The 26,728-nt window shown below is 70.4% G+C and carries 26 protein-coding genes; 7 read left to right on the top strand and 19 right to left on the bottom strand.

Annotation, left to right across the window (positions count from 1 at the left end):
* Nucleotides 1-83: 83 nt before the first annotated feature.
* The 4 genes from ACFOWB_RS16045 to ACFOWB_RS16030 all read right to left on the bottom strand — a co-directional run bounded on the left by ACFOWB_RS16045 (nt 84) and on the right by ACFOWB_RS16030 (nt 4,826).
* Nucleotides 84-1,208, bottom strand: a complete 1,125-nt coding sequence (locus ACFOWB_RS16045) for a site-2 protease family protein (RefSeq protein ID WP_378148245.1) — start codon at nt 1,206-1,208, stop codon at nt 84-86.
* Nucleotides 1,209-1,427: 219 nt separating this feature from the next.
* Nucleotides 1,428-2,636: a hypothetical protein gene (locus tag ACFOWB_RS16040; protein WP_378148243.1), complete on the bottom strand. Its 1,209-nt coding sequence runs from the start codon at nt 2,634-2,636 to the stop codon at nt 1,428-1,430.
* A gap of 224 nt (nt 2,637-2,860) precedes the next feature.
* Nucleotides 2,861-4,165, bottom strand: coding sequence for an aspartate aminotransferase family protein (locus ACFOWB_RS16035; protein WP_261403170.1), 1,305 nt, complete (start codon nt 4,163-4,165; stop codon nt 2,861-2,863).
* A gap of 58 nt (nt 4,166-4,223) precedes the next feature.
* A complete protein-coding gene (locus tag ACFOWB_RS16030) occupies nt 4,224-4,826 on the bottom strand; it encodes an NAD(P)H-dependent oxidoreductase (RefSeq protein WP_261403169.1) in 603 nt (200 codons plus the stop codon).
* Between the two features lie 77 nt (nt 4,827-4,903).
* Here ACFOWB_RS16030 and ACFOWB_RS16025 point away from each other — a divergent pair, with 77 nt between their 5' ends.
* Nucleotides 4,904-5,524, top strand: coding sequence for a TetR/AcrR family transcriptional regulator (locus tag ACFOWB_RS16025; RefSeq protein ID WP_378148240.1), 621 nt, complete (start codon nt 4,904-4,906; stop codon nt 5,522-5,524).
* Nucleotides 5,525-5,537: 13 nt separating this feature from the next.
* On the opposite strand, the gene ACFOWB_RS16020 is transcribed toward ACFOWB_RS16025, so the two are convergent.
* A complete protein-coding gene (locus tag ACFOWB_RS16020; RefSeq protein ID WP_261403167.1) occupies nt 5,538-5,735 on the bottom strand; it encodes a hypothetical protein in 198 nt (65 codons plus the stop codon).
* A 214-nt stretch (nt 5,736-5,949) separates the two neighbouring features.
* Between ACFOWB_RS16020 and solA the strand changes: the two genes are divergently transcribed.
* A complete protein-coding gene (gene solA, locus ACFOWB_RS16015) occupies nt 5,950-7,116 on the top strand; it encodes an N-methyl-L-tryptophan oxidase (protein WP_378148237.1) in 1,167 nt (388 codons plus the stop codon).
* 10 nt (nt 7,117-7,126) lie between these two features.
* Here the strand turns inward: solA and ACFOWB_RS16010 are convergent, their stop codons facing one another.
* The gene (locus ACFOWB_RS16010) at nt 7,127-8,029 is read right to left on the bottom strand and encodes an SDR family oxidoreductase (RefSeq protein WP_261403165.1); all 903 of its coding nucleotides are present in this window, start codon (nt 8,027-8,029) and stop codon (nt 7,127-7,129) included.
* 99 nt (nt 8,030-8,128) lie between these two features.
* On the opposite strand from ACFOWB_RS16010, the gene ACFOWB_RS16005 reads away from it, so the two are divergent.
* Entirely contained in the window at nt 8,129-8,974 is an 846-nt protein-coding gene (locus ACFOWB_RS16005) for a helix-turn-helix transcriptional regulator (RefSeq protein WP_261403164.1), read from the top strand.
* 13 nt (nt 8,975-8,987) lie between these two features.
* Here the strand turns inward: ACFOWB_RS16005 and ACFOWB_RS16000 are convergent, their stop codons facing one another.
* Nucleotides 8,988-9,629: a thiopurine S-methyltransferase gene (locus ACFOWB_RS16000; protein WP_261403163.1), complete on the bottom strand. Its 642-nt coding sequence runs from the start codon at nt 9,627-9,629 to the stop codon at nt 8,988-8,990.
* An 80-nt stretch (nt 9,630-9,709) separates the two neighbouring features.
* Here ACFOWB_RS16000 and ACFOWB_RS15995 point away from each other — a divergent pair, with 80 nt between their 5' ends.
* The gene (locus tag ACFOWB_RS15995) at nt 9,710-10,027 is read left to right on the top strand and encodes a polyhydroxyalkanoic acid system family protein (RefSeq protein WP_261403162.1); all 318 of its coding nucleotides are present in this window, start codon (nt 9,710-9,712) and stop codon (nt 10,025-10,027) included.
* Nucleotides 10,028-10,042: 15 nt separating this feature from the next.
* On the opposite strand, the gene ACFOWB_RS15990 is transcribed toward ACFOWB_RS15995, so the two are convergent.
* The 5 genes from ACFOWB_RS15990 to glmU all read right to left on the bottom strand — a co-directional run bounded on the left by ACFOWB_RS15990 (nt 10,043) and on the right by glmU (nt 14,878).
* The gene (locus tag ACFOWB_RS15990; RefSeq protein ID WP_261403161.1) at nt 10,043-10,618 is read right to left on the bottom strand and encodes a cytochrome b; all 576 of its coding nucleotides are present in this window, start codon (nt 10,616-10,618) and stop codon (nt 10,043-10,045) included.
* Entirely contained in the window at nt 10,608-11,174 is a 567-nt protein-coding gene (locus ACFOWB_RS15985) for a manganese efflux pump MntP (protein WP_261403160.1), read from the bottom strand. Before ACFOWB_RS15985 ends, ACFOWB_RS15990 begins: the two co-directional genes overlap by 11 nt.
* A 91-nt stretch (nt 11,175-11,265) precedes the next feature.
* Nucleotides 11,266-11,514, bottom strand: coding sequence for a hypothetical protein (locus tag ACFOWB_RS15980; RefSeq protein ID WP_261403159.1), 249 nt, complete (start codon nt 11,512-11,514; stop codon nt 11,266-11,268).
* Between the two features lie 85 nt (nt 11,515-11,599).
* A complete protein-coding gene (glmS, locus tag ACFOWB_RS15975) occupies nt 11,600-13,423 on the bottom strand; it encodes a glutamine--fructose-6-phosphate transaminase (isomerizing) (protein WP_261403158.1) in 1,824 nt (607 codons plus the stop codon).
* 93 nt (nt 13,424-13,516) lie between these two features.
* The gene (gene glmU / locus ACFOWB_RS15970) at nt 13,517-14,878 is read right to left on the bottom strand and encodes a bifunctional UDP-N-acetylglucosamine diphosphorylase/glucosamine-1-phosphate N-acetyltransferase GlmU (protein ID WP_378148232.1); all 1,362 of its coding nucleotides are present in this window, start codon (nt 14,876-14,878) and stop codon (nt 13,517-13,519) included.
* Between the two features lie 186 nt (nt 14,879-15,064).
* On the opposite strand from glmU, the gene ACFOWB_RS15965 reads away from it, so the two are divergent.
* The 3 genes from ACFOWB_RS15965 (at nt 15,065) to mdoH (ending at nt 19,532) form a co-directional block, all read left to right on the top strand.
* On the top strand, nt 15,065-15,718 hold the full coding sequence (locus ACFOWB_RS15965) for an SPOR domain-containing protein (RefSeq protein ID WP_261403157.1): 654 nt from the start codon (nt 15,065-15,067) through the stop codon (nt 15,716-15,718).
* Between the two features lie 125 nt (nt 15,719-15,843).
* A complete protein-coding gene (locus tag ACFOWB_RS15960) occupies nt 15,844-17,400 on the top strand; it encodes a glucan biosynthesis protein (protein WP_261403156.1) in 1,557 nt (518 codons plus the stop codon).
* Complete coding sequence (gene mdoH / locus ACFOWB_RS15955; RefSeq protein WP_378148818.1) at nt 17,376-19,532, top strand: glucans biosynthesis glucosyltransferase MdoH; 2,157 nt, start codon at nt 17,376-17,378, stop codon at nt 19,530-19,532. Before ACFOWB_RS15960 ends, mdoH begins: the two co-directional genes overlap by 25 nt.
* Nucleotides 19,533-19,585: 53 nt before the next feature.
* Here mdoH and ACFOWB_RS15950 read toward each other — a convergent pair whose 3' ends face one another.
* The 7 genes from ACFOWB_RS15950 to selA all read right to left on the bottom strand — a co-directional run bounded on the left by ACFOWB_RS15950 (nt 19,586) and on the right by selA (nt 26,679).
* Nucleotides 19,586-20,209, bottom strand: a complete 624-nt coding sequence (locus ACFOWB_RS15950) for a hypothetical protein (RefSeq protein WP_378148229.1) — start codon at nt 20,207-20,209, stop codon at nt 19,586-19,588.
* Nucleotides 20,210-20,316: 107 nt separating this feature from the next.
* On the bottom strand, nt 20,317-21,591 hold the full coding sequence (locus ACFOWB_RS15945; protein WP_261403153.1) for a molybdopterin molybdotransferase MoeA: 1,275 nt from the start codon (nt 21,589-21,591) through the stop codon (nt 20,317-20,319).
* Nucleotides 21,588-22,004: a hypothetical protein gene (locus ACFOWB_RS15940; RefSeq protein WP_261403152.1), complete on the bottom strand. Its 417-nt coding sequence runs from the start codon at nt 22,002-22,004 to the stop codon at nt 21,588-21,590. The genes ACFOWB_RS15945 and ACFOWB_RS15940 overlap by 4 nt, the downstream gene beginning before the upstream one ends.
* Nucleotides 21,991-22,467, bottom strand: coding sequence for a hypothetical protein (locus ACFOWB_RS15935; protein WP_261403151.1), 477 nt, complete (start codon nt 22,465-22,467; stop codon nt 21,991-21,993). The genes ACFOWB_RS15940 and ACFOWB_RS15935 overlap by 14 nt, the downstream gene beginning before the upstream one ends.
* Nucleotides 22,464-24,410, bottom strand: coding sequence for a selenocysteine-specific translation elongation factor (gene selB, locus ACFOWB_RS15930; RefSeq protein ID WP_378148225.1), 1,947 nt, complete (start codon nt 24,408-24,410; stop codon nt 22,464-22,466). The genes ACFOWB_RS15935 and selB overlap by 4 nt, the downstream gene beginning before the upstream one ends.
* Nucleotides 24,407-25,246 (bottom strand): tetratricopeptide repeat protein, encoded by an 840-nt coding sequence (locus ACFOWB_RS15925; protein WP_378148223.1) that lies wholly within the window; start codon nt 25,244-25,246, stop codon nt 24,407-24,409. The genes selB and ACFOWB_RS15925 overlap by 4 nt, the downstream gene beginning before the upstream one ends.
* Nucleotides 25,243-26,679: an L-seryl-tRNA(Sec) selenium transferase gene (gene selA / locus ACFOWB_RS15920; protein WP_261403149.1), complete on the bottom strand. Its 1,437-nt coding sequence runs from the start codon at nt 26,677-26,679 to the stop codon at nt 25,243-25,245. The genes ACFOWB_RS15925 and selA overlap by 4 nt, the downstream gene beginning before the upstream one ends.
* Between the last annotated feature and the right edge of the window lie 49 nt (nt 26,680-26,728).

Raw genomic sequence — 26,728 nt, 5'->3', positions numbered from 1 at the left:
GCGGACGCCCGCCACGCCGCTGCTGCGACAGGAAGTCCGGGCGCGGCTGCTGCGCATCGTCGCCGTCATCGCGCCGCGGCCCCTCAGGCTCCCTCCTCCGCCATCTCCTCCTCCATCGCGGCGATGACCGGCAGCGTCAGGCGTATGCCCATCTCCGCCCAGCGCCCCTTGGATCTTTCGATCTCCTCCCTCGCCGCCCCCACGTTCCCCTCGTTCAGCAGCGCGCGGGCCAGGAAAGCGTGCCGGAGCGAGCAGGCGAAGGGCGTCGCCTCGGGGCCGAACTCCATCTCCAGATGTCGTCTCGCCTCGGGACGGCCGAGCATCGCCAGAACCGCCCCGCGGCTGGCGTTGGCGTTGGGATTTTCAGGCAGCAGCGCGACGAGCTCGGCGGACCACTGGTCGAGATTGGCGAGGTCGCCGGAGCCGACGAGAAGATCCCCGGTGACGAGCGAGTCCAGCAGCGTCGCGCGTTCGGCCGGCGTCAGCGCCCTTCGCCGCAGCAATGCGGCGTGCAGGCCCCGGGAAAGATACCGGTCGCCGGGCTCCTGCGGCTCAGTCGCGTCCGGGTCGCGGTCGGGGCCGCCGACATGGACCGCGTGCAGCGCGACGGCCGACAGCCTCGTGGCGCGCTCGGGCCCCGCGCCGCGATAGCCGCGGCGGATTCCGGCGAAATAGTCCCTGATCAACGCCCGATCCCAGCCCGGGCGCGCGCGGAACGCAGCCAGAAGCGCACCGCCGTCGGGGGTCAGGCCCGTCAGCCGCGAGGGGCGGACGGACAGGAGTTCGAACAGTCCGAGAAACTGCCCGACGACGAAGAACAGCAGATAGCCCCGCACCTGCTCGGACGCGCCGTCCATCGCGACGAACAGGCCGACGATCGCGAGGACGTTGGCGGCACAGCCGCCGATCAAGAAGGCGATGCGCGCTCGCCGCCTTAGTAGGAACGGTCGATACAGGAACGTCGCCCCGCGGCCCGGAAGCAGACGCCAGCGGATCAGCGTGAGGCCCACGACGGCCTGGAACAGCACGTAGCCGCTTCCGACCTCGACCAGCCGCACCGGATAGCCCGTCAGCCAGGCGGCCGCCGCATGGCCGGCCTCGTGCGCTGCGAGCATGGCGTGGAGCGACGCCCAGACCAGAAGCGCAACCCCGCAGGCGAGCAGGCCGGCGGTCGCGAGCCATTGCAGCGCGGCGAAAATGGCGTCCATCGTCGTCTCGCCGATCGGCCGGGCATGGCCGGCGGAAACTTCTGATCAGACGATAACCGGGCGGCGGCGAGACCGGAAGCAGACCCCTCTTGTCCCGGACTTGATCCGGGACCTAGAACCGATGCGGCTTCAGAGACAGAGAGAGATCGGCCTCTCGGAATTTCCATCGGAAACGGTTTCGGCTCTGAGTCCCTGACTCGATCCGGGACGAGGGTGCGGTCACCCCTCGTCGATCAGCTTGCAGGTGATCACGATCGGCTGCGTCTGCGCCCGCTTGATCGAGTCCTGGAAGATGCCGCAGTTCAGCAGGTTGTCCTGGTGGGCGAGGCGGGCCGAGAAAATATTGAGGAGAACCATCGGCTCCTTCACCCAGCCGATCTTCTTTGCGGGCATCTCGCCCTTCATCCGCGCGGCTCCGCCTTCCGGAGGCAGCACGACCTCCTCGTCGCCGAGCGAAATCTCGCCGACCTCGTTGGCGAGCTTGCGCTTCGAAGGGACGGGCTCGCCGGAGTAATAAGCCGCGACCTTCACCTTCTCGCCGATCTTCTTCAGCCGCGCCTGCGCCTTGGCCGACATGAAGATCTGCGCCTCGAACGAATGCGCGACTGCGCCCTTGGCGGCGATTTCCGGCCCGACGCTCGCGCCGGACGCCTGCGTCGGCGAGGCGACCGGAGCGCCGCCTTTGCGCGCGACGCATTCCTCGACCTTGAGGAGCGCGGCCGCCGCGCCGTCGAGCGCGAACTCGAAACCGGCCGCGCCGGCGTTCAGCCTCGCCGCCTTGCCCTGCCGCAGGGCCTCGACGTCGCTCATCGACAGCCAGGCGATCGTCCAGCCGTCGCGCGCCGCGCCGCCGACGCTCTCGCCGCCGCCATGGCCCGAGCCTCGGCCGTCGATCTCGAGCGCGCCCCGCCAGTCGGGCTTCGACGCCACCGGAACAGCAAGCCGCCACTGCCCGGACGCGCCCGGTTCGACGAGGTCGCGACCCAGCCGCACGTCGCCGCGGCCGACATCCTTGGTCGCGGCGCAATACATGAAGGTCCGGCCGCTGAAGGCCGACGTCACCTGCCAGCCGCGCGCCTCTCCATAGCTGCGCTCGAACGCCTCATTCCCGGCGATGTCGTAGCCGCCATAGTCGGTCGGCCGCGCGAGCCGGCCTTTGACGCACTGGCTGGCGAGCCGGCGGATATAGGTCGCGGCGCCCTCCACCTCGCTCTGCGCGGTCCGCATGCACCAGTCGCGGTGCATCTTCTCGATCCCGTGGACGCCCTTGCTGAAGTCCTGGCAGGCGCCGTCGATGCGGATCGCGTCCTCCGCGACGACCGCGGTGGTCGCGGCGTAGGACCGGCAGAACGCCGCGTCGCCCGACTGCGCGGCGGCGGCGCCGGCGGAGCACAACAGCATCGTCACGGCGAGGCGCAGGCGCGTCATGGTTCTTTGAACTCCCCCGAGTTCGTCAGGCGGGCCGCCGGATGATCGGGCGGCGCGGCGCCTGCGCCGCAGGGCTTAAGTCACGGAACATGTCGCGGCAAGTCGACGTCTCCGCTCGTCTCTCGACGACCTCGCGATACGCCGTGTAGAAGCCGGCTTCCTGACGCCTGTTCGATCGATTACTATCAAGCGAACAGATTTCGTCATCTCCGCCCGTCGAGCCCTTAGCCGACAGCCGCCGCGATCGCGTCCGACAGGATTTCCAGCCCCAGATCGATCTCACCGTCCGAAACCGTCAGCGGCGGCGCGAGGCGGAACACGCCGCCCATGCCGGGCAGCTTCACGATGTTCATGCTCAAGCCGCGCCGCATCGCCTCCTCCGAGATCTTCGCGCCGAGCTCGTAGCCGGCCGTCTTCGCGCCGCGATCGAGCACGATCTCGAGGCCGAGCAGCAGGCCCCTGCCCCGCACGTCGCCGACGCAGTCGAAGCGCTGCTTCAGCGCGTCGAGGCCGCCTTGCAGCCGCTCGCCCCTCATGCGGGCCTGACCCACGAGCCCGTCGCGCGCCACCACGTCGAGCACCGTGACGCCGACGGCCGCCGGCAGCGGGTCGGAGACGTGCGTCGTGTAGAACAGGAAGCCGCGCTCGAAGGCCTTTTGCTCGATCGCCTGCGTGGTCATCACCGCGGCGAGCGGCAGGCCGGCGCCGAGCGTCTTCGACAGCGTCAGGATGTCGGGCGTCACGCCGTCGCGCTGGAAGGCGTACATGTGGCCGGTGCGCCCGACCCCGGTCTGCGCCTCGTCGAGGATCAGCAGCATGCCGCGCTCGTCGCATTTCTGTTTCAGCGCAGCGAGATAGCCCTCGGGAAGCTCCAGGATGCCGCCGCTCGAGAGGATCGGCTCGGCGATGAACGCCGCGAGCGCGCCGGTGGACTGCCTGTCGACCAGGTCGAAGCCGTCGTCGAGTTCGGACCGCCAGTCGTTGGAGCCATCCGGGTTCCTGAAGCGCGGACGATAGGCGTTCGGCGCGGGGATCACGAAGGAGCCGGGGGTCGCCGGCCCATAGCCCCTGCGGCCGGCGCTGTAGGTGGCGGAGGCCGCCGCCCCCGTCATGCCGTGCCAGCTCTGGGCGAAGGCGACGATCTCGTGCCCGCCGGTGACGAGCTTGGCCATGCGGATCGCCGCTTCGTTGGACTCCGCGCCTGTGGTGAGAAGCTGCACCCGATCGAGGCCGGGCGCGGTCTCGGCGAGACGCCGCGCAAGCTCCACCACGGGGCGCGACAGCATTCCGCTGAAGAGATGAGCGACCGCGCGCGTCTGCCGTTCGACGGTCGCGACGACGTCCGGATGGGTGTGGCCGAGCACGGCGCTCATCTGGCCGGAAGTGAAGTCGAGAATCGCGCGGCCGTCGGCGTCGTGGACGAAGCTGCCCTCGGCGCGCTCGACGATGATCTCCTCGAAGCTGCCGCCGTAGCGCGTCAGGTGTTTTCGGGCGGCGGCCCAGAAGGCGGGATCGGCGTTGAGCGACATGAGAGTCCCGGAAGGCGACGCGGCGGGGTCCGTGTTGTCGCGCCCGCCTTAGGCGAGTTCAAGCCGCGACGGCCGCGCCCGCGATCGTCTTGCCGATCTTATCGGCTCGCTCGAGCGCGGAAGCCGGGAACGCGTCATCGCCAGGCACAAGCCGGCTCGAGCTCAGCACCGGCGCGCCGCAATAATCGAACATGCCGTGGTCGATCTGGGCGCGCATCGCCTCGGCGTAGCCGTGGCGTTGGTAGACGCCCTCGTCCGCGCCGCCGATCGCGACGAGATGGATCTTCAACCGCCCCAGAAGCTTCGCGACCGACCCGTCGGGACGCTCGTCATACGCCCAGCCATTGTTGAAAACGCGGTCGATCCACCCCTTCAACAGTCCCGGCATCGACCACCAGTAGACCGGATAGACCAGCACCAGCGCGTCGACTTCGTCGAGACGCGCCTGCTCGGCCGCCACGTCGTCGGGCGCGGGCGCCTGCTTGCGATAGGCCGCGATGTCGGCCTCGCTCCAGCGTGGGTCGAAGCCCTCGGCCGCAAGGTCCGCGACCTCGACCTCGGGGGCCGGATCTTGCGAGCGGACTGCTTCCGCGATCCGGCGCGCGACCGCGTGGGTGAGCGAGGTCTTGTCGGGATGAGACAGCACGATCAGCGTGCGCATGGCCGAACTCCAGCGAAGGCTTGGCGTCAGGGATCGATCGTTATATACTTTTCGTAAGTTACTTTTGGTATATAGCGATGTCAACAGCCGACGCCGTCGATCGCAAGGCCCCTCGTCGCCGCCTCACGCGGGACGATCGGAGACGGCAGCTCATCGAGGTTTCGTGGAGAATCGCGCAGGCGGAAGGCGCCGACGCGCTGACGCTTGGCCGCCTCGCCGAGCAGGCCGAGGTCGCCAAGCCTGTCGTCTACGACCATTTCGGCACGCGCAACGGCCTGCTGGCGGAGCTTTATCGCGACTATGACGAGCGCGTGGGCGCGGCCATGGCGGCGGCGCTGTCAGCCAGTCCCGACACGCTCGAGGACAAGGCGCGCGTGATCGCCGACGCCTATGTGGACTGCGTGCTGAAGCAGGGCCGCGAGCTGTTCGGCGTCGCGGCCGCGCTCGAGGGATCGGCTGAACTCGGCGCGGTGAGGCGCCAGTGCGACGCCGCGTTCCTCGATCAGTGCGAAGCGGCGCTCGCGCCGTTCGTGGAAGCCGGGATCTCGCGCATCGCTCTCATCGGCGCGCTCGGCGCAGCCGACGCGCTCTCGCACGCCGCCGCCGCCGGCGACGCGGACGCGGAGGATGCGCGGGAGGAACTGTCCCGCGTCATCCTCGCGGCGGCGCGCAGGACAGAAACCGGCGGTCGAGGCTGACAGCGGACGCGGGTCAGCGCCCGATCGTGCGCCCGCGGGCGTAGCCCGTCGACACGCGCGATGAGAGCCGCGTGACCTGCGCCTCGAGTTCGGCGTTGGCGGCCAGCAGCGCCGTGACGGCGGCTCGCACGTCGCCGTCGAAGGCGGCGATCGCCTCGTCGGTGGCGGCTTCCAGTTCGTCGGCGTGAATGTTCAGTGCAGCTTCCGCCATGGCGACGCTCCCTTACTCTGGACGACGCGATGCTGCCCGAGTCGCATGACAAGCCGCTAGGGCGGTCTGCCCGGCGTTCACAGATTCTGTCCGCGGTCCCGCCAGCGGCGACGCAGCGCCGCTTGAGAATAACTTTCTTTTATAGATACCGCCGATTTTGCGGATCGTATGCGTAACGCATATTCCAGAGCGCTCCAGAAAGGGCAGAGCCGTCATGACCCGGGATGCGGACGTCGTCGTCGTCGGATTGGGCGCCATGGGCGCGGCCTGCGCCTATCAGCTCGCCAAACGCGGCCTGAAAGTGCTGGGGCTCGATCGCTTCGCGCCGCCTCACGCCGTCGGCTCCAGTCACGGCGAAACCCGCATCACCCGTCAGGCTGTCGGCGAAGGCGCGGCCTATGTGCCGCTCGTCACCGCCTCGCATCGGATCTGGCGCGAGCTCGAGGCCGAGACAGGCCAGAAACTGTTCGAGGCCTGCGGCGCGATCGTCATCGCGCCGGGCTCGGGCGAAAGCTCGCACCACGGCAAGCCCGATTTCGTGGCGCGTTCGAGCGAGGTCGCGGTCGACTACGCCATCCCGCACGAGATCATGACCGGAGCGGAGGCCGCCCGGCGGTTTCCGCAGTTCGCCAATCTGGCGGGCGACGAGAAGGTCTATTACGAGCCCGGCGGCGGCTATGTGTTTCCCGAGCGGTGCATCGAGGCGCAGCTGTCGCGCGCCGCGGAGCTGGGCGCCGAAATCCGGACCGGCGTCGAGGTTCTCTCGATCGCGCAGGACGGCGATCAGGTCGTCGTCGAGACCGCCGGCGGACGGATCGTCGCCGGCCAGGCGATCGTCTCCGCCGGCGGATGGGCGAGCGAACTTCTCGGCGCGCCGTTCGACCGTCTCCTGACGGTCAACCGCCAGGTGCTGCACTGGTTCGAGCTTGACGACATGGCGCCCTACGGCCCGGACGCGCCGGTCTTCATCTGGATGCACGGCCCGACCGACGTCGACTATCTCTACGGTTTCCCTCCCCTGCCCGGCGATCCGCGGATCAAGGTCGCGACCGAGCAATACGCCGCCGCCACCACGCCCGACGCGATGTCGCGCGACGTCTCGGCCGAAGAATCCGCCTGGATGCATCGAACGCATGTCGACGGGCGCCTCGCCGCGGCCTCGGCGCGCGTCGCCAAGGCCGCGGCCTGCCTCTACACGGTGACGCCCGACAACGGCTTCATCATCGACCGCCACCCGCGCATGGACCGAGTGGTCGCCATCTCCGCCTGCTCGGGCCACGGCTTCAAGCACTCCGCCGGCATCGGGGAGGCCGTCGCCACGGCGGTCGCGGGCGGAGACTGGAAGCCGCTCGGCCCGTTCTCGGTCTCCCGGTTCGACTGAACCCGGGAGCTCACGCGGCGAGCGGGCGCGAATAATCCATCCTCCGGAGGTCCGAGATCAGGCCGGGGCCCGTCGGGCTCCAGCCGAGCCTTGCGCGCGTGATCGCGCTTGTGGCGCTCATGTCGAGGCCGGCGAAAATCGAGAGCCAGCCGAAATGCGCCCCGGCGTCTTCCGCCGACAGCGAGATCGCGGGAACGCCGAGCCCTTCGGCCACGACTTCGGCGATGTCGCGCATCGGCACGCCCTCCTCGTCGACGGCGTTGTGGCGGACGCCCGGCCCCGCGCGCTCGACCGCGAGCACATAAAGGCGGGCGACGTCGTCGACATGGGCGGCCGACCAGCGATTGCCGCCCTCGCCCACATAGGCGGTTAGGCCCTTGTCGCGCGACAGCTCCACATAAGGCGTGATCAGTCCCTGCCTGCGCGTGTCGTGGACCTGAGGGAGCCGCACGACGGAAACGTTCGCGCCCGCCTGAAGCGCGGCCTCGCACGCCCGTTCGCTGGCCGCCCGGGGATGCGGATTGGCGGCGTCGAACACGTCCTCGGTCGCCGGCCGCCCCGAGCCGTCAGAACCCATGCCCACTCCCGAGGTCACGACGAGAGGCCGGTCCGACCCCTTGAGCCCCGACGACAGCGCGCCGACGGCGCGGGCGTCCTTCTCGCAGTTGGCCGCGAAGTTCGAGAAATCATGGTCGAAGGCGAGGTGGATGACGGCGTCGGCTGCGGCCGCGCCGCGGGTCAGGCCGTCGAGATCGGTCAGTTCTCCGCGATGGACGCTTGCGCCGGCGGCTTCGAGCGTTCTCGCCCCAGCGTCCGACCGGGTGAGCCCCAGAACCTCGTGGCCGGCCTTCAGGAGTTCGCTTGTGACGCGCGACCCGATGAAGCCGGTCGCGCCGGTGAGAAAGATGCGCATGGACATGTCTCCGTGGTTGCCCGCGGCGAGACATCGGCCCAAACTCCATCCTGTAAAAGTAGTGATCTTATCCTGGTATAATCACTGACAGGATCGCCTATGCCGCTCGAAGGCTCCGGCGCGCTCGGCGCGTTCCTCCGCGACCGCCGCGCGAAGCTCGATCCCGCGGCCTTCGGCTTTCCGGCCGGCCGCCGCCGCACGCCGGGGCTGCGTCGCGAGGAGATCGCCCAGAGGGCGAACATCAGCCCGACCTGGTACACGTGGCTCGAGCAGGGCCGCGGCGGCGCGCCGTCGGCCGACGTCCTCGACCGTCTCGCCGCCGGCATGATGCTGACGGAGCCGGAGCGCGAGCATCTCTTCATGCTCGGCCTCGGGCACCTGCCCGAGCCGCGGTTCCGGAAGGTCGAGGGCGTGACGCCGCGGCTGCAGCGGCTGCTCGAGGCGATGCCCTACAGCCCCGCGATCGTGAAGACCGCGACCTGGGACGTCGTGGCGTGGAACAGGGCCGCGGCCGCGATCCTCACCGATTACGCCGAACTGCCGCGCAGGGAGCGCAACATCCTGCGGCTGGTCTTCCGGGATTCTCGCGTCAAGGCGGCGCAGGAGGATTGGCGGAGCGTCGCGCGCTTCGTCGTGGGATCGTTTCGCGCCGACGCCGCGCGCGCAGGGGTTGGAGGCGAGATCGCGGATCTCGTCGAGGAACTCACGAACAGCAGCCCCGAATTCGCAGCGCTCTGGCGCGACAACGCGATCGTGGCCCAGGGCGAGGGCACGAAGCGGCTGCGCCATCCGGAGCTCGGCCTGCTCGAGCTCGATTTCTCGTCCTTCGCGGTCGAGGGACGCAGCGACCTCGGAATGATCGTCTACGCCGCCGCGACCGAAGACACGGCCGAGCGGATCAAACGGCTCGTCGACGCCAGGAACGCGGCGCGCGCAGACGCCTGAAACGACGGTTCGATCACGCAGCAGGCGTCAGCCGCCACGCCTGCTCGAGCGCCGGACAAAAGCCCTTCAGGCCGCCATCGACGGCGACGCTCTCAAGCGGCGTGACGGCGTAAACGCCGCCGTAAAGCGCCCGCACCTCCCGTTCCGGCACGGCGAAGGGCGGGCCCGCCATCGCGCTCTGCTCGTAGTCGAAAGTGATGGCGAGCTGCGGCGCGCAAGCCGTGATCGCGACGAGATGAGCGGCGTAGGCGCGGCGCGTCTCAGGCGGCAGCGCGACGAGCGCGGCGCGGTCGTAGACAGCCTCGACCGGCCCGAGCGTCCCTGCGTCGAGATCGAAGAGATCGCCGACGAAAACCTCAAGTCCTTCGCCGGCAAATTTTCTGAGAGAGCCGATGTCGGACAGCTCGGGCGCGACGCCCGCAGAGGCGAACAGGCGCTCGACCGCGGAAGCCACCAGTTCGACGCCGACGACTCGATGACCTCTCGAAAGCAGCCAGCCGACGTCGACGCTGTCGCCGCAGAGCGGGACGAGGATCCGCGCGCCCTTTGCGAGATCCAGGGCGTCCAGGTTGCGGACGAGCAGCGGATTGGGCGCCGCCTGCCGCCATCCCTGCCGCTCCTCCCGCCATTTCTCGCGCCAGAACTCCGCGTCCATTCACGCCTCCGAACCTCGTCGCCGCCAGCGCGGCGTCGTGTTATGTGTCGCTACACAGTTGGCCCAGGGAGCCCACGCCCATGCAGTTCGAAGTTCCTCACAGCCTCGGCAAGTCGGAGGCGCGGCGCCGCATCGAAAACGGCCTCCCCGCGCTCGAGAAGCATATACCGGGCGGAGGAACTGTCGCCTCGACATGGACGGCGGAAGATCGCCTGTCGCTTACGATCTCGGCCATGGGCCAGTCGATCGACGTGGCGATCGAGGTGGAGGACGCGGTCGTGCGCGGAGACATCGACGTGCCGATGATGCTCTCGATGATGTCGGGCGCGATCCGCGACTTCGTCGAGAAGAGCTCCCGGATCATGCTGGAGAAGGGCGGAGAGCCGGCGAAGGCCTGACGCACCCCTCTCCTTTCAGCGCCCGCTCGCGGCGGGCGTTCCGAACATGCGGCCCGCAAGGTCGTCGCGCCACACGAGGGAATGCGCCAGCGCCGCAGCGGCGTGGCCGCCGACGATCGCGAGCAAGACCCACGACAACGGTCCGTGGAGCGCGTCGGCGAGCGCGACCACGAACGGGACCGTCGTTCCGGTCACGGCGAAGATCTCGACGCCGCCGATGGTCCAGCCCTCGCCCTTCGCCCAGACCCGCGCGACCGCGAGCGTCGGAACGATCAGCATCAGCGCGTACATCGTCTTGTGCGCCGCGCCCGCAAGCGCGCCGGCGACGCCGGGCCGAAGGGCCGGCCGACGCCCGGCGTTGCCGAGCGCCCAAAGGATGCGCGCAAGCGCGAAGGCCGGAATGACGAGGCCGACATAGCCGTGCGGCCCGAAGCTCGCGACCGCGTTGAGCCCGGGAGATTCGCCGAAGATCTTGTAGAGCGCCACGATCGAGAACTGCCACAGCACCAGCGCGGCTGTGACCGCATGAAGAGCGCGCGTCGCCCGGCCATAGGCCGCCGGCGTGTCGCGGAACGTCCGTTCAGGCCGCATTGAGGTGCTCGAACAGAATCGAGGCCCCCAGTCCCACCAGCATCAGGCCGCCGGCCAATTCGGCGTAGCGCCCGAAGCGCGCGCCGATGAGACGCCCGGCCAGCATGCCGCCGGTCGACATCAGCGCGGTGGCGAGGCCGATCGAAAGCGCGATCACCACGATGTTGGCCTGCAGGAACGCGAGCGAGACGCCCACCGCCATGGCGTCGAGGCTCGTCCCGACCGCCGTCGCGAGCAGGACGCCGAAGGACTGCGACGGCGCCGAGGGCGCGGCGTCCCCGCTCCGCTTCAACGCGTGGAAGAACATGCGGCCGCCCACCGCGCCCAACAGGGCGAACGCGACCCAATGGTCGACCGCCTGGACATATTGGCTCGCGACGACGCCCGCGCCCCAGCCGATGAGCGGCGTGAGCGCCTCGACCACGCCGAACACCACGCCGGTGCGCGCAGCCTCCGCGAAGCTCGGCCGCCCCATCGCCGCGCCCCGACTGACGGATGCGATCAACGCGTCGACAGACATGCCCACGGCGAGCAGGGCGATCGCGAAAGGCGACATGGGCGCGGCCTCGAAACAGAGTCGGGGAGCGGCCCGCGCCATGGCCCGTCCGCCCGCGGCAAGTATCTCCCGGCGGCCGCCATGTCAAATACTAAGTATTTGTAATAATTATGCAATTCATTCGCAACTGATCGCCCCGGATGCAGTTGCGAATGAGATGCGAAAGCTGCATTGACTGGCCGCTCGGGTCGCCATTCGGGTTGACGTATTTGGGCATGAACGGACCCGCGCCGTTCACCGGCAGCACGGTGATCTCGTCGCCGTTCCAGAGCGAATGAGGCATGTCGGGCAGATAGACGAAGTCGCCAGTCTTCACCCCGGCGCCGCGCGTCTTGTCCATGGTCTCGCCCCTGAAGGCGGAGCTCTTGGAGGGGCGCGGCCTTTGGAGGAGGCGTCCTGTCAGGAGGCTTCGGCGGACGTTCCCGTCACTCCACCGTGACCGATTTCGCGAGGTTGCGCGGCTGGTCGACGTCCGTGCCCATGAACACCGCCGTGTGATAGGCGAGGAGCTGGATCGGAACGGCGTAGAGCAGCGGGCTCACGAAGGCGAAGGCCTTGGGCAGGACGATGGTGGCGAGCGTTTCGCCGGCGTGCGCCGCGCCCTCCTCGTCCGTCAGCAGCACGATCTTGCCGCCGCGCGCGGCGACCTCCTGCATGTTGGAGGCGGTCTTCTCGAACAGCGGATCGAACGGCGCGAGCACGACGACGGGCACGTTCTCGTCGACGAGCGCGATCGGCCCGTGCTTGAGCTCGCCCGCGGCGTAGCCCTCGGCGTGGATGTAGGAGATTTCCTTCAGCTTCAGCGCGCCCTCGAGCGCGATCGGGAAGCTGGTGCCGCGGCCGAGATAAAGCACGTCGTCGGCCTTTGCGAAGACCGGCGCGAGCCGCTCGATCTCGCTTTCGAGGTGGAGCGCCTCGACCATCAGCCGCGGCAGTTCGATCAGCGACGAGACGAGCTTGGCCTCGTCGGTCTCCGACAGCACCTTACGGTCGCGGCCGGCCTTGATGGCGAGGGCCGCGAGCGTCGCGAGCTGGCAGGTGAAGGCCTTGGTGGAGGCCACGCCCACCTCGACGCCCGCGACCGTCGGGAACACGACGTCGGCCTCGCGCGCGATCGTCGAGGTCGGCACGTTGACCACGGCGCCGATCTTCATGCCCTGCGCCTTGCAGTGGCGCAACGTCGCGAGCGTGTCGGCGGTCTCGCCCGACTGCGAAATCAGGATCGCGAGCGAGCCGGGGACGAGCGGCGGCTCGCGGTAGCGGAACTCCGACGCGATATCGATGTCGACCGGCAGGCGCGCGAACTTCTCGAACCAGTAGCGCGCGACGAGGCCGGCGTAATAGGCGGTGCCGCAGGCCGAGATCGCGAGACGGTCGAGCTTCGAGAAGTCGAAGTCCGACCCATGCGGCAGGCGGATGCGCCCGGCCGCCATGTCGATATAGCGGGCGAGCGTATGGCCCACGACCTCCGGCTGCTCGGCGATTTCTTTCGCCATGAAGTGCCGGTAGGAGCCCTTGTCGACGATGACGGAAGCGACCGAGGCGCGCACCGTCTCGCGCTCGGCCTTATCTCCCGCCTCGTCCAGGATCTCGATCGAGGAGCGAGTCAGAACCGCCCAGTCGCCGTCCTCGAGATAGGTCACGGCGTCGGTGAAAGGGGCGAGCGCCACGGCGTCGGAGCCGAGGAAGACCTCGCCCTCGCCATGGCCGATCGCGAGCGGCGAGCCGCGGCGCGCGCCGATGAGGAGGTTCTCCTCGCCCTCGAACAGGAAGGCGAGCGCGAAGGCGCCGCGTAGGCGCTTCAGCGTCGCGGCGACCGCCTCGCGCGGGCTCGCGCCGCCCTTGAGCGCATGGGCTGCGAGATGCGCCACGACCTCGGTGTCGGTCTGGCTTTCGAAAACGGCGCCTTCGGCCTCGAGCTCGGCTCGCAGTTCGCGAAAGTTCTCGATGATACCGTTGTGCACGACCGCGACCGGGCCGGAGGCGTGCGGGTGCGCGTTGGCCTCGGTCGGCGCGCCGTGCGTGGCCCAGCGGGTGTGGCCGATGCCGGCGTGGCCGGCAAGGGGCTCGCCCTTCAGCCGCGCCTCGAGATTGCGGAGCTTGCCCTCGGCGCGGCGGCGCACGATGCGCCCGCCTTCGAGCGTCGCGACGCCGGCGGAGTCATAGCCGCGATATTCGAGCCGCTTCAGCCCGTCGACGAGCTGCGGCGCGGCCGCGTCCTTGGCCAGGATGCCGACAATTCCGCACATGCGTTGGCGCTCTCCGGTTGGTCCCGCTGGAGGCTCATAGCACGGGAAGGCTTAGCGGGAGTTGAAAGGAAAGCTCGACTTCGAGCGCCCCTCTCACCCGCCCTTCTCGGCTTTCAGCCGCGCCTTGAGCTCCGCGCCGCGACCCTCTTTCGTCACCTGCCGCGCGCGGGCGATGGCGAGCGCGCCGTCGGGCACGCTCTCGATGATGACCGAGCCCGTGCCGACATAGGCGCCCTCGCCCACGCTCACCGGCGCGACGAGCGCCGAATGGACGCCCACGAACGCGTCCGCTCCGATCGTGGTCCGGTGCTTGAGAACGCCGTCGTAATTGCAGGTGACGGTGCCGGCCCCGAGATTGGCGCGCGGGCCGACGGTGGCGTCGCCCACATAAGTGAGATGGTTGAGCTTGGCCCCCTCGCCGATCTCGGCGTTCTTGGCCTCGCAGAAATTGCCGATCTTGGAGCCCGCCGCCATCCGCGTGCCCGGCCGCAGCCGCGCGAAGGGGCCGACTGAGACGCCCTCGCCGACATGAGCGCCTTCAAGGTGGCTGAAGGCGTGGATCACCGCGCCGTCCGCCACGCTCACGCCCTCGCCGAAGAAGACGTTCGGCTCGATCAGGACGTCGCGTCCGATCTTGGTGTCATGGCTGAAGAACACGGTCTCTGGCGCGATCAGCGTCGCGCCGTTCTCCATCGCGGCGGCGCGCAGCCGGCGCTGGAACTCGGCCTCGACCACCGAAAGCTGGGCGCGGGTGTTCACCCCCTGCACCTCGGCCTCCGCCGCCTGCTCGATCGCGACCGCGAGCCCGCTCATGACCGCGACCTCCACGACGTCGGTCAGATAGAACTCGCCCTTGGCGTTGCGGTTGCCGATCTTCTCGAGCAGCCCGACCGCGTGGCGGCCGGCGACCGCCATCAGCCCGCCGTTCGAGAGGCGGATGGCGCGTTCTTCCTCGCTGGCGTCCTTCTCCTCGCGAATCGCCACGAGGCTTTCGCCTTCGGAAATCAGCCGGCCGTAGCCGGTCGGATCCTGCGCCTCGAAGCCGAGCACCGCCACCGAGGCGCCGTGCGCGAGCGGCGCGCGCAGACGCTTCAGCGTCTCGGGCCGCACCAGCGGCGTGTCGCCGTAGACGATCAGCACGTCGTCGTAGTCCGATCCGATCGCCTCGCGGGCCGCGAGCACGGCGTGCGCGGTCCCAAGCCGCTCGGCCTGCACGAACACCGGCGCGCCGGGCGCGAGCCGCTCTGCCTCCGCCGCGACATCCTCGCGGTTGGGCCCGACGACCACGGCGAGCGAACAGGAGCCGGCCTCGCGCGCGGCGGCCAGGACATGGCCGAGCAGCGTACGGCCCGCCGCGCGGTGCAACACCTTCGGCAGGGCCGAGCGCATGCGCGTGCCCTCGCCCGCGGCGAGCACGACGGTGAGGCAACTGCGGGACGCGGCGGGATCGGACATCGCAGGGGCTCGAACGAGGCGGCGCGGGAAGCCGCGGGGACAGGACAGGGCCGACGAGGCGGCGCGACAGTGGCGCGTCGCGCCTCCGGCCGCAACCGCCATCCGGCTCGACGAAGGAGGGACGGCCGCGCGCGGCCGCCGCGACTCAGCTATCGTCCTCGCAATAGAGGGTTTTTGGAGAGCCGCGTGAACCGCAGTCCTTATGACGAGGAGGTCGAGACCTACAATCTCCAGCCTGCGGCGCCCGCGATCGTCTGGGGCGCGCTGATGGCGGTCGCGCTCGTCGGCGCCGCGGCGACCGTGATGCGTTCCTCCGGACAGGACCGTCAGGAGCGCCTCGTCGCCTCCGACGACCGTTCGTTGCAGAGCGAGGTCGCCAAGCTCTCGACCGAACGCGACGAGCTCGCCGGCCGCCTCGCATCGCTCGAGCGCAGCTTCGGCCAATTCCGGCTCGCCTCGCGCGCGGCCGGCGCGCCGGAGACCACGGGCTCCATCGCCCGGCCGCAGCAGTCCGCGGCGGCGACCACGCCCGGCACCGTTCCTTATGTGGTGGTCGATCCCGCCGACGCCGGCGGTCCGATCGGCGTCCTGATCGGCCACGACGGCACGACCGACGAGATCCGCCGCCGATGGTCGTCGCTTGCTTCGCGCTATCCCCAGCAGCTCGGCAAACTGTCGCCGCGGATCCAGCGCACGGGCGGCGGCACCGGGCTCGTCAGCCTCGTGGCCGGGCCCTTCGCGAGCCGCGCAGACGCCGACCGGGCCTGCACGACCCTTGCGGACGCCGGCCTCGCCTGCGATACCACGGGATATGCGGGCGACCCGATCGGACGGCCCTGACAGGCCTTGCGTCGCACGCCCTCCGTTCGCTGCTCCGGACCTATGATTTTGCCGCATTCGCCGCGACATCGTCCCTGCGCCCTCCTCCGGGACCACGCCGGTTTCGTCCGGCGGCCGCAGGGCTCATGAACCGCAGAGAGTTCGTCTCCGGCGCCGTCGCGGCGACCGCGCTCGCGAGCGGGACGGCGCGCGCCCAGGCGCCGCAGCCTCAGGCTCAGACCCCGCCGCCCCCGCCGCCCGACATCCACGCCGACGGAACGCCGTTCTCGACCGACGCGCTGCTCGAGACCGCGCGCTCGCTCGCCGGCCGCGGCTACGAAGCGCCGAAGGGTTTTCTGCCGAACGGCTTCGCGGAGCTGCCGCAGGACGTCTTCCGCTCGATCCGCATGAAGCCCGAGCGCGCCGTCTGGAACGGCGAGAACCGCGGCTTCGCGCTCGACGTGCTTCCGGGCGGCTTCATCTACCGCTCGCCGGTGCGGATCGCGCAGGTCGAGGACGGCCGCGTGAAGATGCTTCCGGAGTCCCAGGACTGGTTCGACTTCGGCCGCGCGCCCAAGCCTCCGGCCGACCGTCCGTTCCCGCTGTCGGGCTTCACCGGCCGCACGGCGCTCGACCGGCCCGACGAGCTCCGTGACTTCCTGACCTTCCAGGGCGCGACGATCTTCCGCGCCATCGCCCGCGGCCAGATCTTCGGCGCCTCGGCGCGCGGCCTCGCGCTCGACGTCGGCGAAGCGAACGGCGAAGAGTTTCCGCTGTTCCGCACGTTCTGGATCGAGCGCCCGAACGCCGGCGCCAACGCGATCGTCGTCCATGCGTTGCTCGACAGCCGACGCGTCGCCGGCGCCTACCGCTTCACCGTCCGCCCGGGCGAGATCACGGTGGTGGACGTCGAGCTGACGCTGTTCGCCCGCGAACCGCTGAGGCATGTCGGCGTCGGACCCATGACGTCGATGTTCCTGTTCGGCCCGAACGACCGCGTGGGGGTCGACGACGTCCGCGGGCAGGTGCACCGGGCCGACGGCCTGCAGATGTGGACCGGCAACGACGAATGGGTGTGGCGGCCGCTGTCGAACCCGAGCGATCTCCAGATCAGCGTGTTCGGGGACGTCAATCCGAAGGGGTTCGGGCTGCTGCAGCGCCAGCGCGGCTTCCAGCCCTACAACGATCTCGGCCGCCGCTACGATCGCATGCCGAGCGTCTGGATCCAGCCGATCGGCGACTGGGGCGAGGGCCAGTTCCAGTTGCTCGAGATTCCGACCGACACCGACATCAACGAGAACGTGGTGGCCTATTGGCGCCCCAAGCGCGCGATCGAGCCGGGCCAGCCGTTCTCGATGGCCTATCGGATGCACTGGTGCTGGTCGCCGCCAGACCGGGCCGGCGGCGCTTCGGTGGTGAGCACCTCGTCCGGTTCGGCCGGAGACCGCCGTCGTCGCTTCGTGGTCGACTTCGCCGGGGACGCGGTCGCCGACCCGGCCCGCGCGGCGTCGATCCGTCCCAACGTCTCGACCTCGGCCGGCGGGATCCGGGACGTGGTCGGCCTCGCGAATCCGGAGCTCAAGGGCTACCGCGTCGCCTTCACGCTCGATCCGGCCAACGAGGATCTTTGCGAGCTCCGCCTCGTTCTTGAAAGCGACGCCGGCCGCATCGGCGAGACCTGGCTCTACCGGTGGACCGAGTGACCGATCCGACGCCTGTGAACGAGCGCCCCGCAATGCCGCCGGAGACGCCGCTCGCCATGCCGGCGCAGCCGCTGTCGCGCTGGTCGAAGAAGCACGTGCGCCCGCTCGAGGCGCCGAAGCTCTGGAAGACCCCCTGGCTCAGCCGGATCTTCGTGTTTTCCGGGCTCGCCGTCGCGATCGCGCTCGGCGGGCGCGAGATGTACGGCGTCGTCGAGGTCGGCGGCGTCACGGTGCTGGAATGGGCGCTGCTCGGCCTGTTCCTGATCAACTTCTCCTGGATCGCGCTCGCCTTCGCGAGCTCGATCGTGGGCTTCTTCGCGCTTCTCGGCCGCCCCGCGATCGAGACGCCGGCCCCGCCCGAGAGGCTCTCGTCGCGCAACGCGCTCGTGATGCCGATCTACAACGAGCAGCCGAGCCGCGTGTTCGGCGGCATCCAGGCGATCTATGACGAGATCCAGGCGCTCGGCTTCGGCGAGCACTTCGACTGTTTCCTCGTCTCCGACACCACCGATCCGGACGTCTGGATCGCCGAGGAGCGCGCCTTCGTGGCGCTGCGCGAGGCGCTCGGGCCCGACGCGCGGGTCTATTACCGCCACCGCGCCAAAAACCACCGCCGCAAGGCCGGCAACATCGAGGATTTCGTCACCCGCTGGGGCGGCGCCTACGACCACATGGTCATCTTCGACGCCGACAGCCTGATGACCGGCCACGCCGTCGTGGCGCTCGCCGCCGCGATGGAGGCCGACCCGGACGCCGGCATCATCCAGACGCTGCCGCTGATCATCAACCGCAACACGCTGTTCGCCCGCGTGCAGCAGTTCGCGAGCCGCGTCTACGGCCCCGTCATCGCAGCCGGCATCGCGGTCTGGTACGGGCGCGACGGCAACTATTGGGGCCACAACGCCATCATCCGCATGCAGGCCTTCGCGGAAGGCGCGGGCCTGCCGGACCTCAAGGGCCGCCCGCCCTTCGGCGGCCTCATCATGTCCCACGACTTCGTCGAGGCCGCGCTCGTGCGCCGCAAGGGCTGGGCGGTCTACATGCTGCCGCGGATCGAGGGCTCCTACGAAGAAAGCCCCCCGTCGCTGATCGACCTCAGCCAGCGCGACCGCCGCTGGTGCCAGGGCAACCTGCAGCACACGGCGCTGCTTGGAACCAAGGGGCTCTATCCGCTGAGCCGCCAGCATTTCCTCAATGGCATCTTCTCCTATCTCGCCTCGCCGCTGTGGATGTTCATGCTGCTCTGCGGCATCGCGCTCGCGCTGCAGGCCCGCTTCATCCGGCCGGAATATTTCACCGACGAGTTCTCGCTCTTCCCGGCCTGGCCGCGCTTCGACGCCGAACGCGCGCTCGCGCTGTTCGGGATCACCATGGCGATCCTCATCGCGCCGAAGATCTTCGGACTGATCGTCCACATCCTGAACGGCCGCTCGCGGCGCGGCAGCGGGGGCGCGTTCCGGATCCTCGTCTCGGCCTTCCTCGAAATCATCCTGTCGTCGCTGTTCGCGCCGATCATGATGCTGGTGCAGTCCGGCTCGGTGTTCCAGATCCTCGCGGGCAAGGCCACCGGCTGGAACCCGCAGCGGCGCGACGACGGCTCGATCCCGTTCAGCGACATCCGCCGCCGCCACCAGTGGCACACCGCGCTCGGAGCGGTGACGCTCGTCTCGGCGCTCATGATCGCGCCCTCGCTCGCCGGCTGGATGTCGCCGACGATCGCCGGACTCCTGCTCGCGATCCCGCTCTCCTGGCTCTCGGGCCACCTCGCCTCCGGCCTTTTCCTGAAGCGCCTCGGCCTCATGATGATCCCGGAAGAGACCGAACCACCCGCGATCGCGGTCTCGGCGCGCGAGAACGGGCGGCGGCTCGCCGCGCTCGGCGTCGACGAGGGCGACGGCCTGGAGGCGATCGCGCGCGACCCCGACCTCTACCGCGCCCACGAGAAGATGCTGCCGGCCGCCCCGCCTCGTCCGCGCGGCCAGATCGAGCCCGACCGCGTGATGGCCGCGGCCAAGCTCAGCGAGGCCGAGACGCTCGGCGAGGCGATCGGCTGGCTGAGCGCGAAGGAAAAGACCGTCGTGTTCCAGGACCGCGCGCTGCTCGCCATGGCGGTGAAGCTCGGCAAGGCCTGAGCGCGCTCCGACCTCGCGAAGGCTTGCCTGTCGACGCCGATCCCCCCGGCCGTTCAGTCGCTGAAGCTCACCCGGCTGAAGTCCGCCACCTTCGGGTCGTCGACGGTCGGCGTCGTCGTCGTCATGAGCCCGGCGTCGCCGCTCGTGTAGGTGCTGTCCTCAGTCGAACACACCATCTTGCCGTCGTAATACAGCTTCAGCGACTTCTTCTCGGCGACGAACTCGATCGTCCTGGCCTTGTCGGCCGTGAAATACGCAAAACAGAGGTTCGTCAGTCTCCCGCCGATCGTATCGAGCGAGTATCTGTCGTATCGATTGATGTAGACGGAAAAGATGCCGTTGTTTCCGAGCACCAGGCCGCCATAGCCGGAAATCGCGTCTCCTGAACGTTTCACGCGCAGGATCGGACCGCCTTCATAGTGGTACGGATCCGACACGATCATGGTCGCGACCGACACGTTGGAAAACTTCTTGTTTCTCAACAGCGTCGCCGAATATCCCGTCGGGCTCGACAACGGCCTGTAGGCCCGAGCCCGGACCACCCACTTGGTCCGGATCGTCTTGAAATCTTTCGCTTTGCTGCTTTTGGTGAAGACGTACTTGTACGTATCGGCGACGGCGACGTCGGCCGCGCACGTCACGAAGCAAAGCGCAAGCGCACCCGCCAAAATCTTCATGTCCGCCCCCCGGCTTATTTAGCCGAGAGTGCTCGCGCGGGCGAACCGCGTCAATCTCCGCGTGCGCGAGAGCTCAACCGCAGGGCGTCCGCGCACGGAGCGGCGGACTAAAGCTCCGCCGCGGCCTCGAACGGCAGGAAACCGACCGGATCTCCCTCCCGAACCTCGTCGACGCCTGCGGCGATCACCGCGAGCCCATCGGCGGCGATCAGCGGCGCAAGGCGGGCGGAGCCGCCGCGCCCGAGCTTCTCGACCACCGGCAGGCCGTTCTCGGCCGTTCCCATGAGCTTGGCCGGCGCGAACTCAGTGCGGCCGCCCGGCCCCTTCTGCGAGAAGCCTGCGACCGCCGCAAGCGGCGTGAGCGGACGCGGCGGAAGGCCCGCCAGCCGCTCGAGCGCGACGCGCCCGACCAGGAGCCATGCGACCAGCGCCGCGAAGGGGTTGCCGGGCAGCCCGATCAGCGTCGCGCCTCCGAGACGGCCCGCCACCACGGGTTTTCCCGGCTTGATGGCGACGCTTGCGAGCCGCAGCCGCCCGCCCGCGGCCGTCACGGCGGCGGCCAGATGATCCTCCTCGCCGACCGAGGTCGCGCCGCTCGTCACCAGCGCGTCGCAGCGGCGCGCGGCGTCGGCGACGAGGCGGGCGAGTTCCTCGCGATCGTCGGGCGCGACGCCGAGATCGACGATCTCGAGCGCGGGCTGGGCGCCGAGCAGCGCCGCCAGCATCGGGCGGTTGGCGTCGTGGATCATGCCGGGCGCGAGCGGCCGGCCGGGGCGCACCAGCTCGTCGCCCGTCGACATCAGCCCCACGACGACGCGCCGCCGCACAGCGATTTCGGAGACGCCCGCGGCGGCGAGAATCGCGACATGGCGGGCGTCGAGCCGCACCCCCGCCGGCACGATCACGTCGCCGACGCCGACGTCCTCGCCGCGGCGGCGGATGTTGGCGCCGGCCTCCAGCGGCCCGCGAAGCGCGATGCGGTCGCCGGACGCCTCGACCCGCTCCTGCATCGCGACAGCGACCGCGCCGGGCGGCATCGGCGCGCCGGTCATGATCCGCGCGGCCTCCCCGGGCGCGAGCGGTTCGCGCGCGCCGCGCGAGCCCGCGGCGAAGCGGCCCCTCACCACATGGTCGGGTCCAAGCGAGGCGAGCGCGTAGCCGTCCATCGCCGAATGATCGAAGGGCGGCAGCGGGGTCGGGCTCGTCACGGGCTCGGCCGACACCCGGCCCGCGATCCGGGCGATCGGGAGCGTCTCGACGCCCACCGGTCCGTCCGCAAGACCCGCCGCGAGCCCCTGCGCCTGCTCGACCGTCAGCAGCCCGCGGCCCTTTCGGGGGGCGTCGCAGGGGTCGGCCGCAAGCGCCGGGGGCGCGGCGCTCATGCGGCGGCCTCGTCCTCGTCGATGCGCATCCGCCGTCCCTTGCGGTCGAAAAACGCGCCGTCGTTGATGCGCAACCGGTCGTCGCCGATCTCGGCCTCAACGCGGCGCAATTCGACCCGCGCGAGCGGCTCCTCGATCGGCCCGCCGTCGCGCGAGGTCGCGGTGAAGAACACCGCGCCGTCCCAGCCGCCGGGCGCGGAGGCGAACATCTTCCGCACGTCCTTCCACGTCGCCTCGTCGCCGATCACGTGGAAGAACGTCGAGGCGACCGGCTTGGCGTCGGTCTCGGTGATCTCGACCAGCACGACGAGCGCCGTGAAGCCTTCCGTCTCGGCGAAGGCGGCCTTCAGCCAGTCGTCGAAGTCCAGCATCGGCGGGTTGGCGTCCGCAACGTCCTGATCAGAAATCGACAAGCGGCGTCTCCGGCATGTAGCGGTCGAACGCCACCACGAAGGACTGGCCGCGGGCGGTCTCGAAACGGGCCTCGAAGTCCGCGAGCGCCATCAGGAGCGCGGCGGCGCGGTCGTGGCCCTCCGCGGCGTCCTCGGTCTCCTCGAGCAGACGCTCGTCATGGACGGCGTCGGAGAGCGGCTCCAGCTCGTCGAGAGCTGCGGCGCGGGGTTGGTCGAGCTCCTCCCAGTCGAACTCCGCAGCGGCGGCGCGGCGCTGCGCGCCCCGCGACTCCTCGCGGCTCGAGGACCGGGCGTCCGCCGCCACCAGGGCCGCCAGAAAATTCATGCGCCGATAGGCGCGTCGGCGCTCGGTCTCGAGGCGCAGGATCTCGCGCGCGAACTCCTCGCGGAACCGCGTTTCGGCGGCGCCGGCCTCGCGCGCCGTCATCTCTAGCACGTCGAGCGCTGCAGGACGAAACGTCATGGTTCGGCTCCTTCGCCGCCTGTCACGTCGCGGCGACGGAACAGGTCGATGCGGTGGCGGTTCATCCGCCGGTCGTCGCCGCGGCGGATCGTGACGCCGTGGCGGTCGAGAAATTCGAGGATCTGGATCGCGACCTTCCGCCCGTTTTCGAGCCTGTCGCGAAACCGCGCCGCCGTCACCACCTCGTCCTCGCGCGCGACGTCTGCGGCGATGTCGACGAGTTCGGCGATGGTCTCGCGCAGGAAGAAGTGGTCGTGCGCGACCTCGTCGACCTGGCCGAGCCGACCGACGAGCTTGAGCGTGCGCCGCACCTCCGCCTCCTCGGCGCCGATCTCGCCGGCGATGTCGCGGACCCGCGGCGGCCGGAACCGCGCCTCGCCGCCAAGCAGCGGCGCAGCCTCCTCCCAGAGCGCCTCGTCGGCGGGGGCGAGGCGCACGGCATGGCCGGGGAGGCGGATCCACGCCCCCTCCGCCGCCACCGCGCCCTGACGCTGAAGCGTCGCGACGGCGGCGAGGAAAGACGGGGCCGGCAGCCTCGGCTCGACCGACAGTCGCAGCCGCTCAGCGCCGACGCCCTGAAGGTCCGGGTGCTCGGCGTGATAGCGGGCGAGCGCCTCGTCGACGCTCGCCGAAAAGGCCGCGAAATCGCGGGCTGAGAGCGCCACGCCCTTCGATCCGAGACGCACAAGGCCTGCGTCTCTTATAATCTTTTCAGATTGTTGCGGGCCGATGTTGCGGTCCCGCATGAAGCCGTCGACGTCGACCGCGTGAGGCGGCGCGGCGAGCAGAGCGCCGAGCGCCTCGGCGTGATCTTCATGCGAGAGCGCGGCGAGCTGGGCGCGGCGCTCGGGCGAGCGTCGCCGGCGCTCGGGCGCGCGCAGGTCGAGGATCCGCCCGCCCGCCACGGTGCGCGCGCCGCTGGTGTCGCGGGCGACGAACCGGTCGAGCGCCACCGCGGCGATCGGATGGTCGAGCACGAGCTGGACCCGCGCGGTCTCGCCGGGCCGGATCGCCTCGCCCTCGAGCGGCACGAGCCGGGCCGCGACGTCGGCCGCGCCATGGTGCAGGCGCAGCGGCGTCCACGGACCGAACGGCTTCGGCTCGCCCGCCAGCACCGTCATCTCGACGTCGATGCGCGCCGTCGGCCGGTGCAGCTCCGGCGCGCCCACCACGTCGCCGCGGCGGATCGCCTCCTTGGAGACGCGGGGCCCGACGAGATTGAGGGCGCAGCGCTCGCCGGGGCGCCCCTCCTCGGCAGGCCGGTTCTGGGCGTGGATGGCGCGCACCCGCGCCTCGACGCCGGTCGGAGAGACGATGACAGGATCGCCGACCCTGACGACGCCGTCGCGCACCGAGCCGGTCACCACCGTGCCGGCGCCCGACAGCGTGAAGCAGCGATCGACCGACAGCCGAAACCGCCCGTCGGCGGCCGGTCGCGCGACTTCCGAGGCGAGACCGTCGAGCCGCGCCTGCAGCGCCTCGAGCCCCTCCCCGGTCACCACCGAAACCGGCACGACCTCGACCCCCTCGAAGGAGGAGCCGTCGAGCAGCGCCTCGATTTCGGCCACCGCCTCGCCGCGGCGCCCCTCGTCGGCGAGATCGCATTTGGTGAGCGCCACGAGCCCCCGCCGCACGCCGAGCAGGTCGACGATCGCGAGATGTTCGCGCGTCTGCGGCATCGGCCCGTCGTCGGCCGCGATCACGATCAAGGCGAGATCGATCCCGCTCGCGCCCGCCAGCATGTTGCGGACGAACTTCTCATGGCCCGGCACGTCCACGAAGCCGAGCACCGAGCCGTCGTCCCGCGGCAGATAGGCGAAACCGAGGTCGATCGAGACGCCCCTCGCCTTCTCCTCCTTCAGCCGGTCGGGATCCACGCCGGTCAACGCGCGCACGAGCGCGGACTTGCCGTGGTCGACATGTCCCGCCGTGCCGATGATCACGCCGCGCCCTCCTGGATCGGCGGCTGGGCCGCCACGGCTTCGGCGGCCGAGATGTCCTCGGGCCCAAGCGCGGCGCGGACGGCGGCGACGAAGGACGCGGCGAGCGGACTGCCGCCCTGTCCTGCGCGGATGAGCCAGATCAGCGCCGCGCGGTCGTCCTTCTCGACGCCCGAACCAAGATGGAGCGAGGCGCCGAGCATCGCCTGTCCGTCGGCGTCGCCGCGGCGGGCGGCCTCGTACCACCACCGCGCCGCTTCTTCCGGATCGCGCTCCATGCCGAGCGCATTGTGGGCGATGAGCCCGAGCCGGGTCATCGAGGAGGCCACTCCCTGCTCGGCGGCCGCCAACGCCCAGCGCCGCGCGCCCTGCGGGTCGGGCTCGTCGCCCTGCCCTTCGAGCAGCATCCAGCTCAGCATGTCCTGCGCGGCGGCGTCGCCTTGTTCGGCGGCCGCCTCGAACAGTTCGAGCGCGGCGGCGTCGTCCTGCTCGACGCCGCCCTCGCCCTTGAAATGCAGCGTCGCGAGATTGCGCTGCGCGACCGAGTCGCCGGCCTCCGCGCCGCGCGCGAACAGCTTCGCGGCCTTGGCGAGATCCCGGCTGACGCCGAGCCCCTCGACGTAGCAGGCGCCGAGATTGCTGAGCGCGCGGGGCGGCCATCCCTGGGCCGCGAGCGGGCCCCAGACGCCGACGGCGATGTCGTAGTCGCCGCGCTCGGCGGCCTCGTAGGCCATCTCCATCAGCGCCGCGACGTCCTGCTCCTCCTCGGTCCGCCGCTCCGCCTCGCGGTCGCGCGGAACGAGCAGGCTTGAGCCGAGCAGCTTCTGGAACCAGGTCATGGCCGTCCCTCCGCGCCCGCGGCGAGTCCGAGCTCGAACAGGCTGCGGCCGAATTCGGCCTCGTCGTCGAGCCCGCGCAGGTCCAGCAGCAGCCTGTCGTCGGCGATGCGGCCGATGATGGGGGTCGCAAGCGCGCGCATGGCGGCCGAGAGACGCGTCAGCGCTCCCCCGCCGCCGGAGAGCGCCTCGATCGCAAGGCCCGCGCTTGGAATGGAGGCGAGCGGCAGCGCGCCGGAGCCGATCTGGCTTTCGAGATCGACGGTCGCGACAGAGAACTGCGATCCGATCGCGCCCTCGAGGCTCGGCCGGAAGCGCTCGGCGAGCCGCTTCAGCTTCTCGGCCGGACGGGTGAGCAACGCGAGCGTCGGCAGCCGCTCGGCGAGGCGGTCCGGATCGCGATAGAGCCGCAGCGTCGCTTCGAGGCCGGCGAGCCGAAGCTTGTCGAGCCTCAGGGCCCGCTTCAGGTGGTTCTTGGCGAGCCGCCGCACGAGATCGCGGCGTCCCACCACGACGCCGGCCTGCGGGCCGCCCAGCAGCTTGTCGCCCGAGAAGGTGACGAGGTCGGCCCCGTCCGCGACCGCTTCCTGCACCGTGCGCTCGCGCTGGAGGCCCCATGTCGTCAGGTCGACCAGCACGCCCGAGCCGAGATCGTCCACCAGCGGAACGCCGCGCTCGCGGGCGACGGGGGCGAGCTCGCGGGCCGTCACCTCCTTGGTGAAGCCCTCGATCCGGTAGTTCGACGGATGCACCTTCATCAGAAGCGCGGTCGCGGGCCCGATGGCGTCGGCGTAATCGGCGAGATGGGTGCGGTTGGTGGTGCCGACCTCGACGAGCCGCGCGCCGGCGCGGCTCATGATCGAGGGCATGCGGAACGCGCCGCCGATCTCGATCAGCTCGCCGCGCGACACGATGGTCTCGCGCCCGTCCGACAGCGAATTGAGCGTCAGCAGCACGGCCGCCGCGTTGTTGTTGACCGCGACCGCGTCCTCCGCGCCGGTGAGCTCGCGCAGGAGGCCGCGGACATGATCGTCGCGCTCGCCGCGGGCGCCGCCCGAGAGGTTGAACTCGAGCGCGGTCGGGCTGCGCATGGCCGCCACCACGGCCGCGATCGCCTCCTCGGCGAGGAGCGCGCGGCCGAGATTGGTGTGCAGCACAGTGCCGGTGAGGTTCAGCACCCGGCGCTGGCTCGGCCGCTCGTCGGCCTCGAGCCGAAGCGAGGCGGCGGCGGCGATCCGCTCGGGCGAGACGTCGAGCTCGACGCCGGAGAGCCAGGCGGGCCTCAGCTCCGACAGCGCCGCGCGGACGGCCGCGACGGTCGCGGTCCGGCCATGGCGTTCGGAGGCGATCTGCGCCGCCTCCGCGGCCAGAACGCGGTCGACGGAGGGCAGCGGCGCACGGGCGTTGGCCGGAGCGAGGCTCGACTGGTCACTCATCTCGGCTTGCGGTCGCTCGTCGGGACGTTGAGGGCGGGCCGAACCGCCC

This window comes from Chenggangzhangella methanolivorans (assembly GCF_042648545.1).
GTDB lineage: Bacteria > Pseudomonadota > Alphaproteobacteria > Rhizobiales > Methylopilaceae > Methylopila > Methylopila methanolivorans.
The sequence above is the reverse complement of the archived record's forward strand: the minus strand, read 5'-3'. Positions and strand labels throughout refer to the sequence as shown.

Excerpts from the sequence above, each read along its gene's own strand:
- ACFOWB_RS15925 (WP_378148223.1), bottom strand. The coding sequence starts at position 25,246 with ATGACCTGGTTCCAGAAGCTGCTCGGCTCAAGCCTGCTCGTTCCGCGC.
- ACFOWB_RS15990 (WP_261403161.1), bottom strand. The coding sequence starts at position 10,618 with ATGCGGCCTGAACGGACGTTCCGCGACACGCCGGCGGCCTATGGCCGG.
- glmS (WP_261403158.1), bottom strand. The coding sequence starts at position 13,423 with ATGTGCGGAATTGTCGGCATCCTGGCCAAGGACGCGGCCGCGCCGCAG.
- glmU (WP_378148232.1), bottom strand. The coding sequence starts at position 14,878 with ATGTCCGATCCCGCCGCGTCCCGCAGTTGCCTCACCGTCGTGCTCGCC.
- ACFOWB_RS16045 (WP_378148245.1), bottom strand. The coding sequence starts at position 1,208 with ATGGACGCCATTTTCGCCGCGCTGCAATGGCTCGCGACCGCCGGCCTG.
- ACFOWB_RS15980 (WP_261403159.1), bottom strand. The coding sequence starts at position 11,514 with ATGGACAAGACGCGCGGCGCCGGGGTGAAGACTGGCGACTTCGTCTAT.
- ACFOWB_RS16010 (WP_261403165.1), bottom strand. The coding sequence starts at position 8,029 with ATGCGCATCTTTCTCACCGGCGCGACCGGCTTCATCGGGTCGCGCGTC.
- ACFOWB_RS15985 (WP_261403160.1), bottom strand. The coding sequence starts at position 11,174 with ATGTCGCCTTTCGCGATCGCCCTGCTCGCCGTGGGCATGTCTGTCGAC.
- ACFOWB_RS16030 (WP_261403169.1), bottom strand. The coding sequence starts at position 4,826 with ATGCGCACGCTGATCGTGCTGTCTCATCCCGACAAGACCTCGCTCACC.
- selA (WP_261403149.1), bottom strand. The coding sequence starts at position 26,679 with ATGAGTGACCAGTCGAGCCTCGCTCCGGCCAACGCCCGTGCGCCGCTG.
- ACFOWB_RS15935 (WP_261403151.1), bottom strand. The coding sequence starts at position 22,467 with ATGACGTTTCGTCCTGCAGCGCTCGACGTGCTAGAGATGACGGCGCGC.
- ACFOWB_RS16040 (WP_378148243.1), bottom strand. The coding sequence starts at position 2,636 with ATGACGCGCCTGCGCCTCGCCGTGACGATGCTGTTGTGCTCCGCCGGC.
- ACFOWB_RS15950 (WP_378148229.1), bottom strand. The coding sequence starts at position 20,209 with ATGAAGATTTTGGCGGGTGCGCTTGCGCTTTGCTTCGTGACGTGCGCG.
- ACFOWB_RS16000 (WP_261403163.1), bottom strand. The coding sequence starts at position 9,629 with ATGGACGCGGAGTTCTGGCGCGAGAAATGGCGGGAGGAGCGGCAGGGA.
- ACFOWB_RS16020 (WP_261403167.1), bottom strand. The coding sequence starts at position 5,735 with ATGGCGGAAGCTGCACTGAACATTCACGCCGACGAACTGGAAGCCGCC.
- ACFOWB_RS15945 (WP_261403153.1), bottom strand. The coding sequence starts at position 21,591 with ATGAGCGCCGCGCCCCCGGCGCTTGCGGCCGACCCCTGCGACGCCCCC.
- ACFOWB_RS16035 (WP_261403170.1), bottom strand. The coding sequence starts at position 4,165 with ATGTCGCTCAACGCCGATCCCGCCTTCTGGGCCGCCGCCCGAAAACAC.
- ACFOWB_RS15995 (WP_261403162.1), top strand. The coding sequence starts at position 9,710 with ATGCAGTTCGAAGTTCCTCACAGCCTCGGCAAGTCGGAGGCGCGGCGC.
- ACFOWB_RS16025 (WP_378148240.1), top strand. The coding sequence starts at position 4,904 with ATGTCAACAGCCGACGCCGTCGATCGCAAGGCCCCTCGTCGCCGCCTC.
- ACFOWB_RS16005 (WP_261403164.1), top strand. The coding sequence starts at position 8,129 with ATGCCGCTCGAAGGCTCCGGCGCGCTCGGCGCGTTCCTCCGCGACCGC.
- solA (WP_378148237.1), top strand. The coding sequence starts at position 5,950 with ATGACCCGGGATGCGGACGTCGTCGTCGTCGGATTGGGCGCCATGGGC.
- ACFOWB_RS15960 (WP_261403156.1), top strand. The coding sequence starts at position 15,844 with ATGAACCGCAGAGAGTTCGTCTCCGGCGCCGTCGCGGCGACCGCGCTC.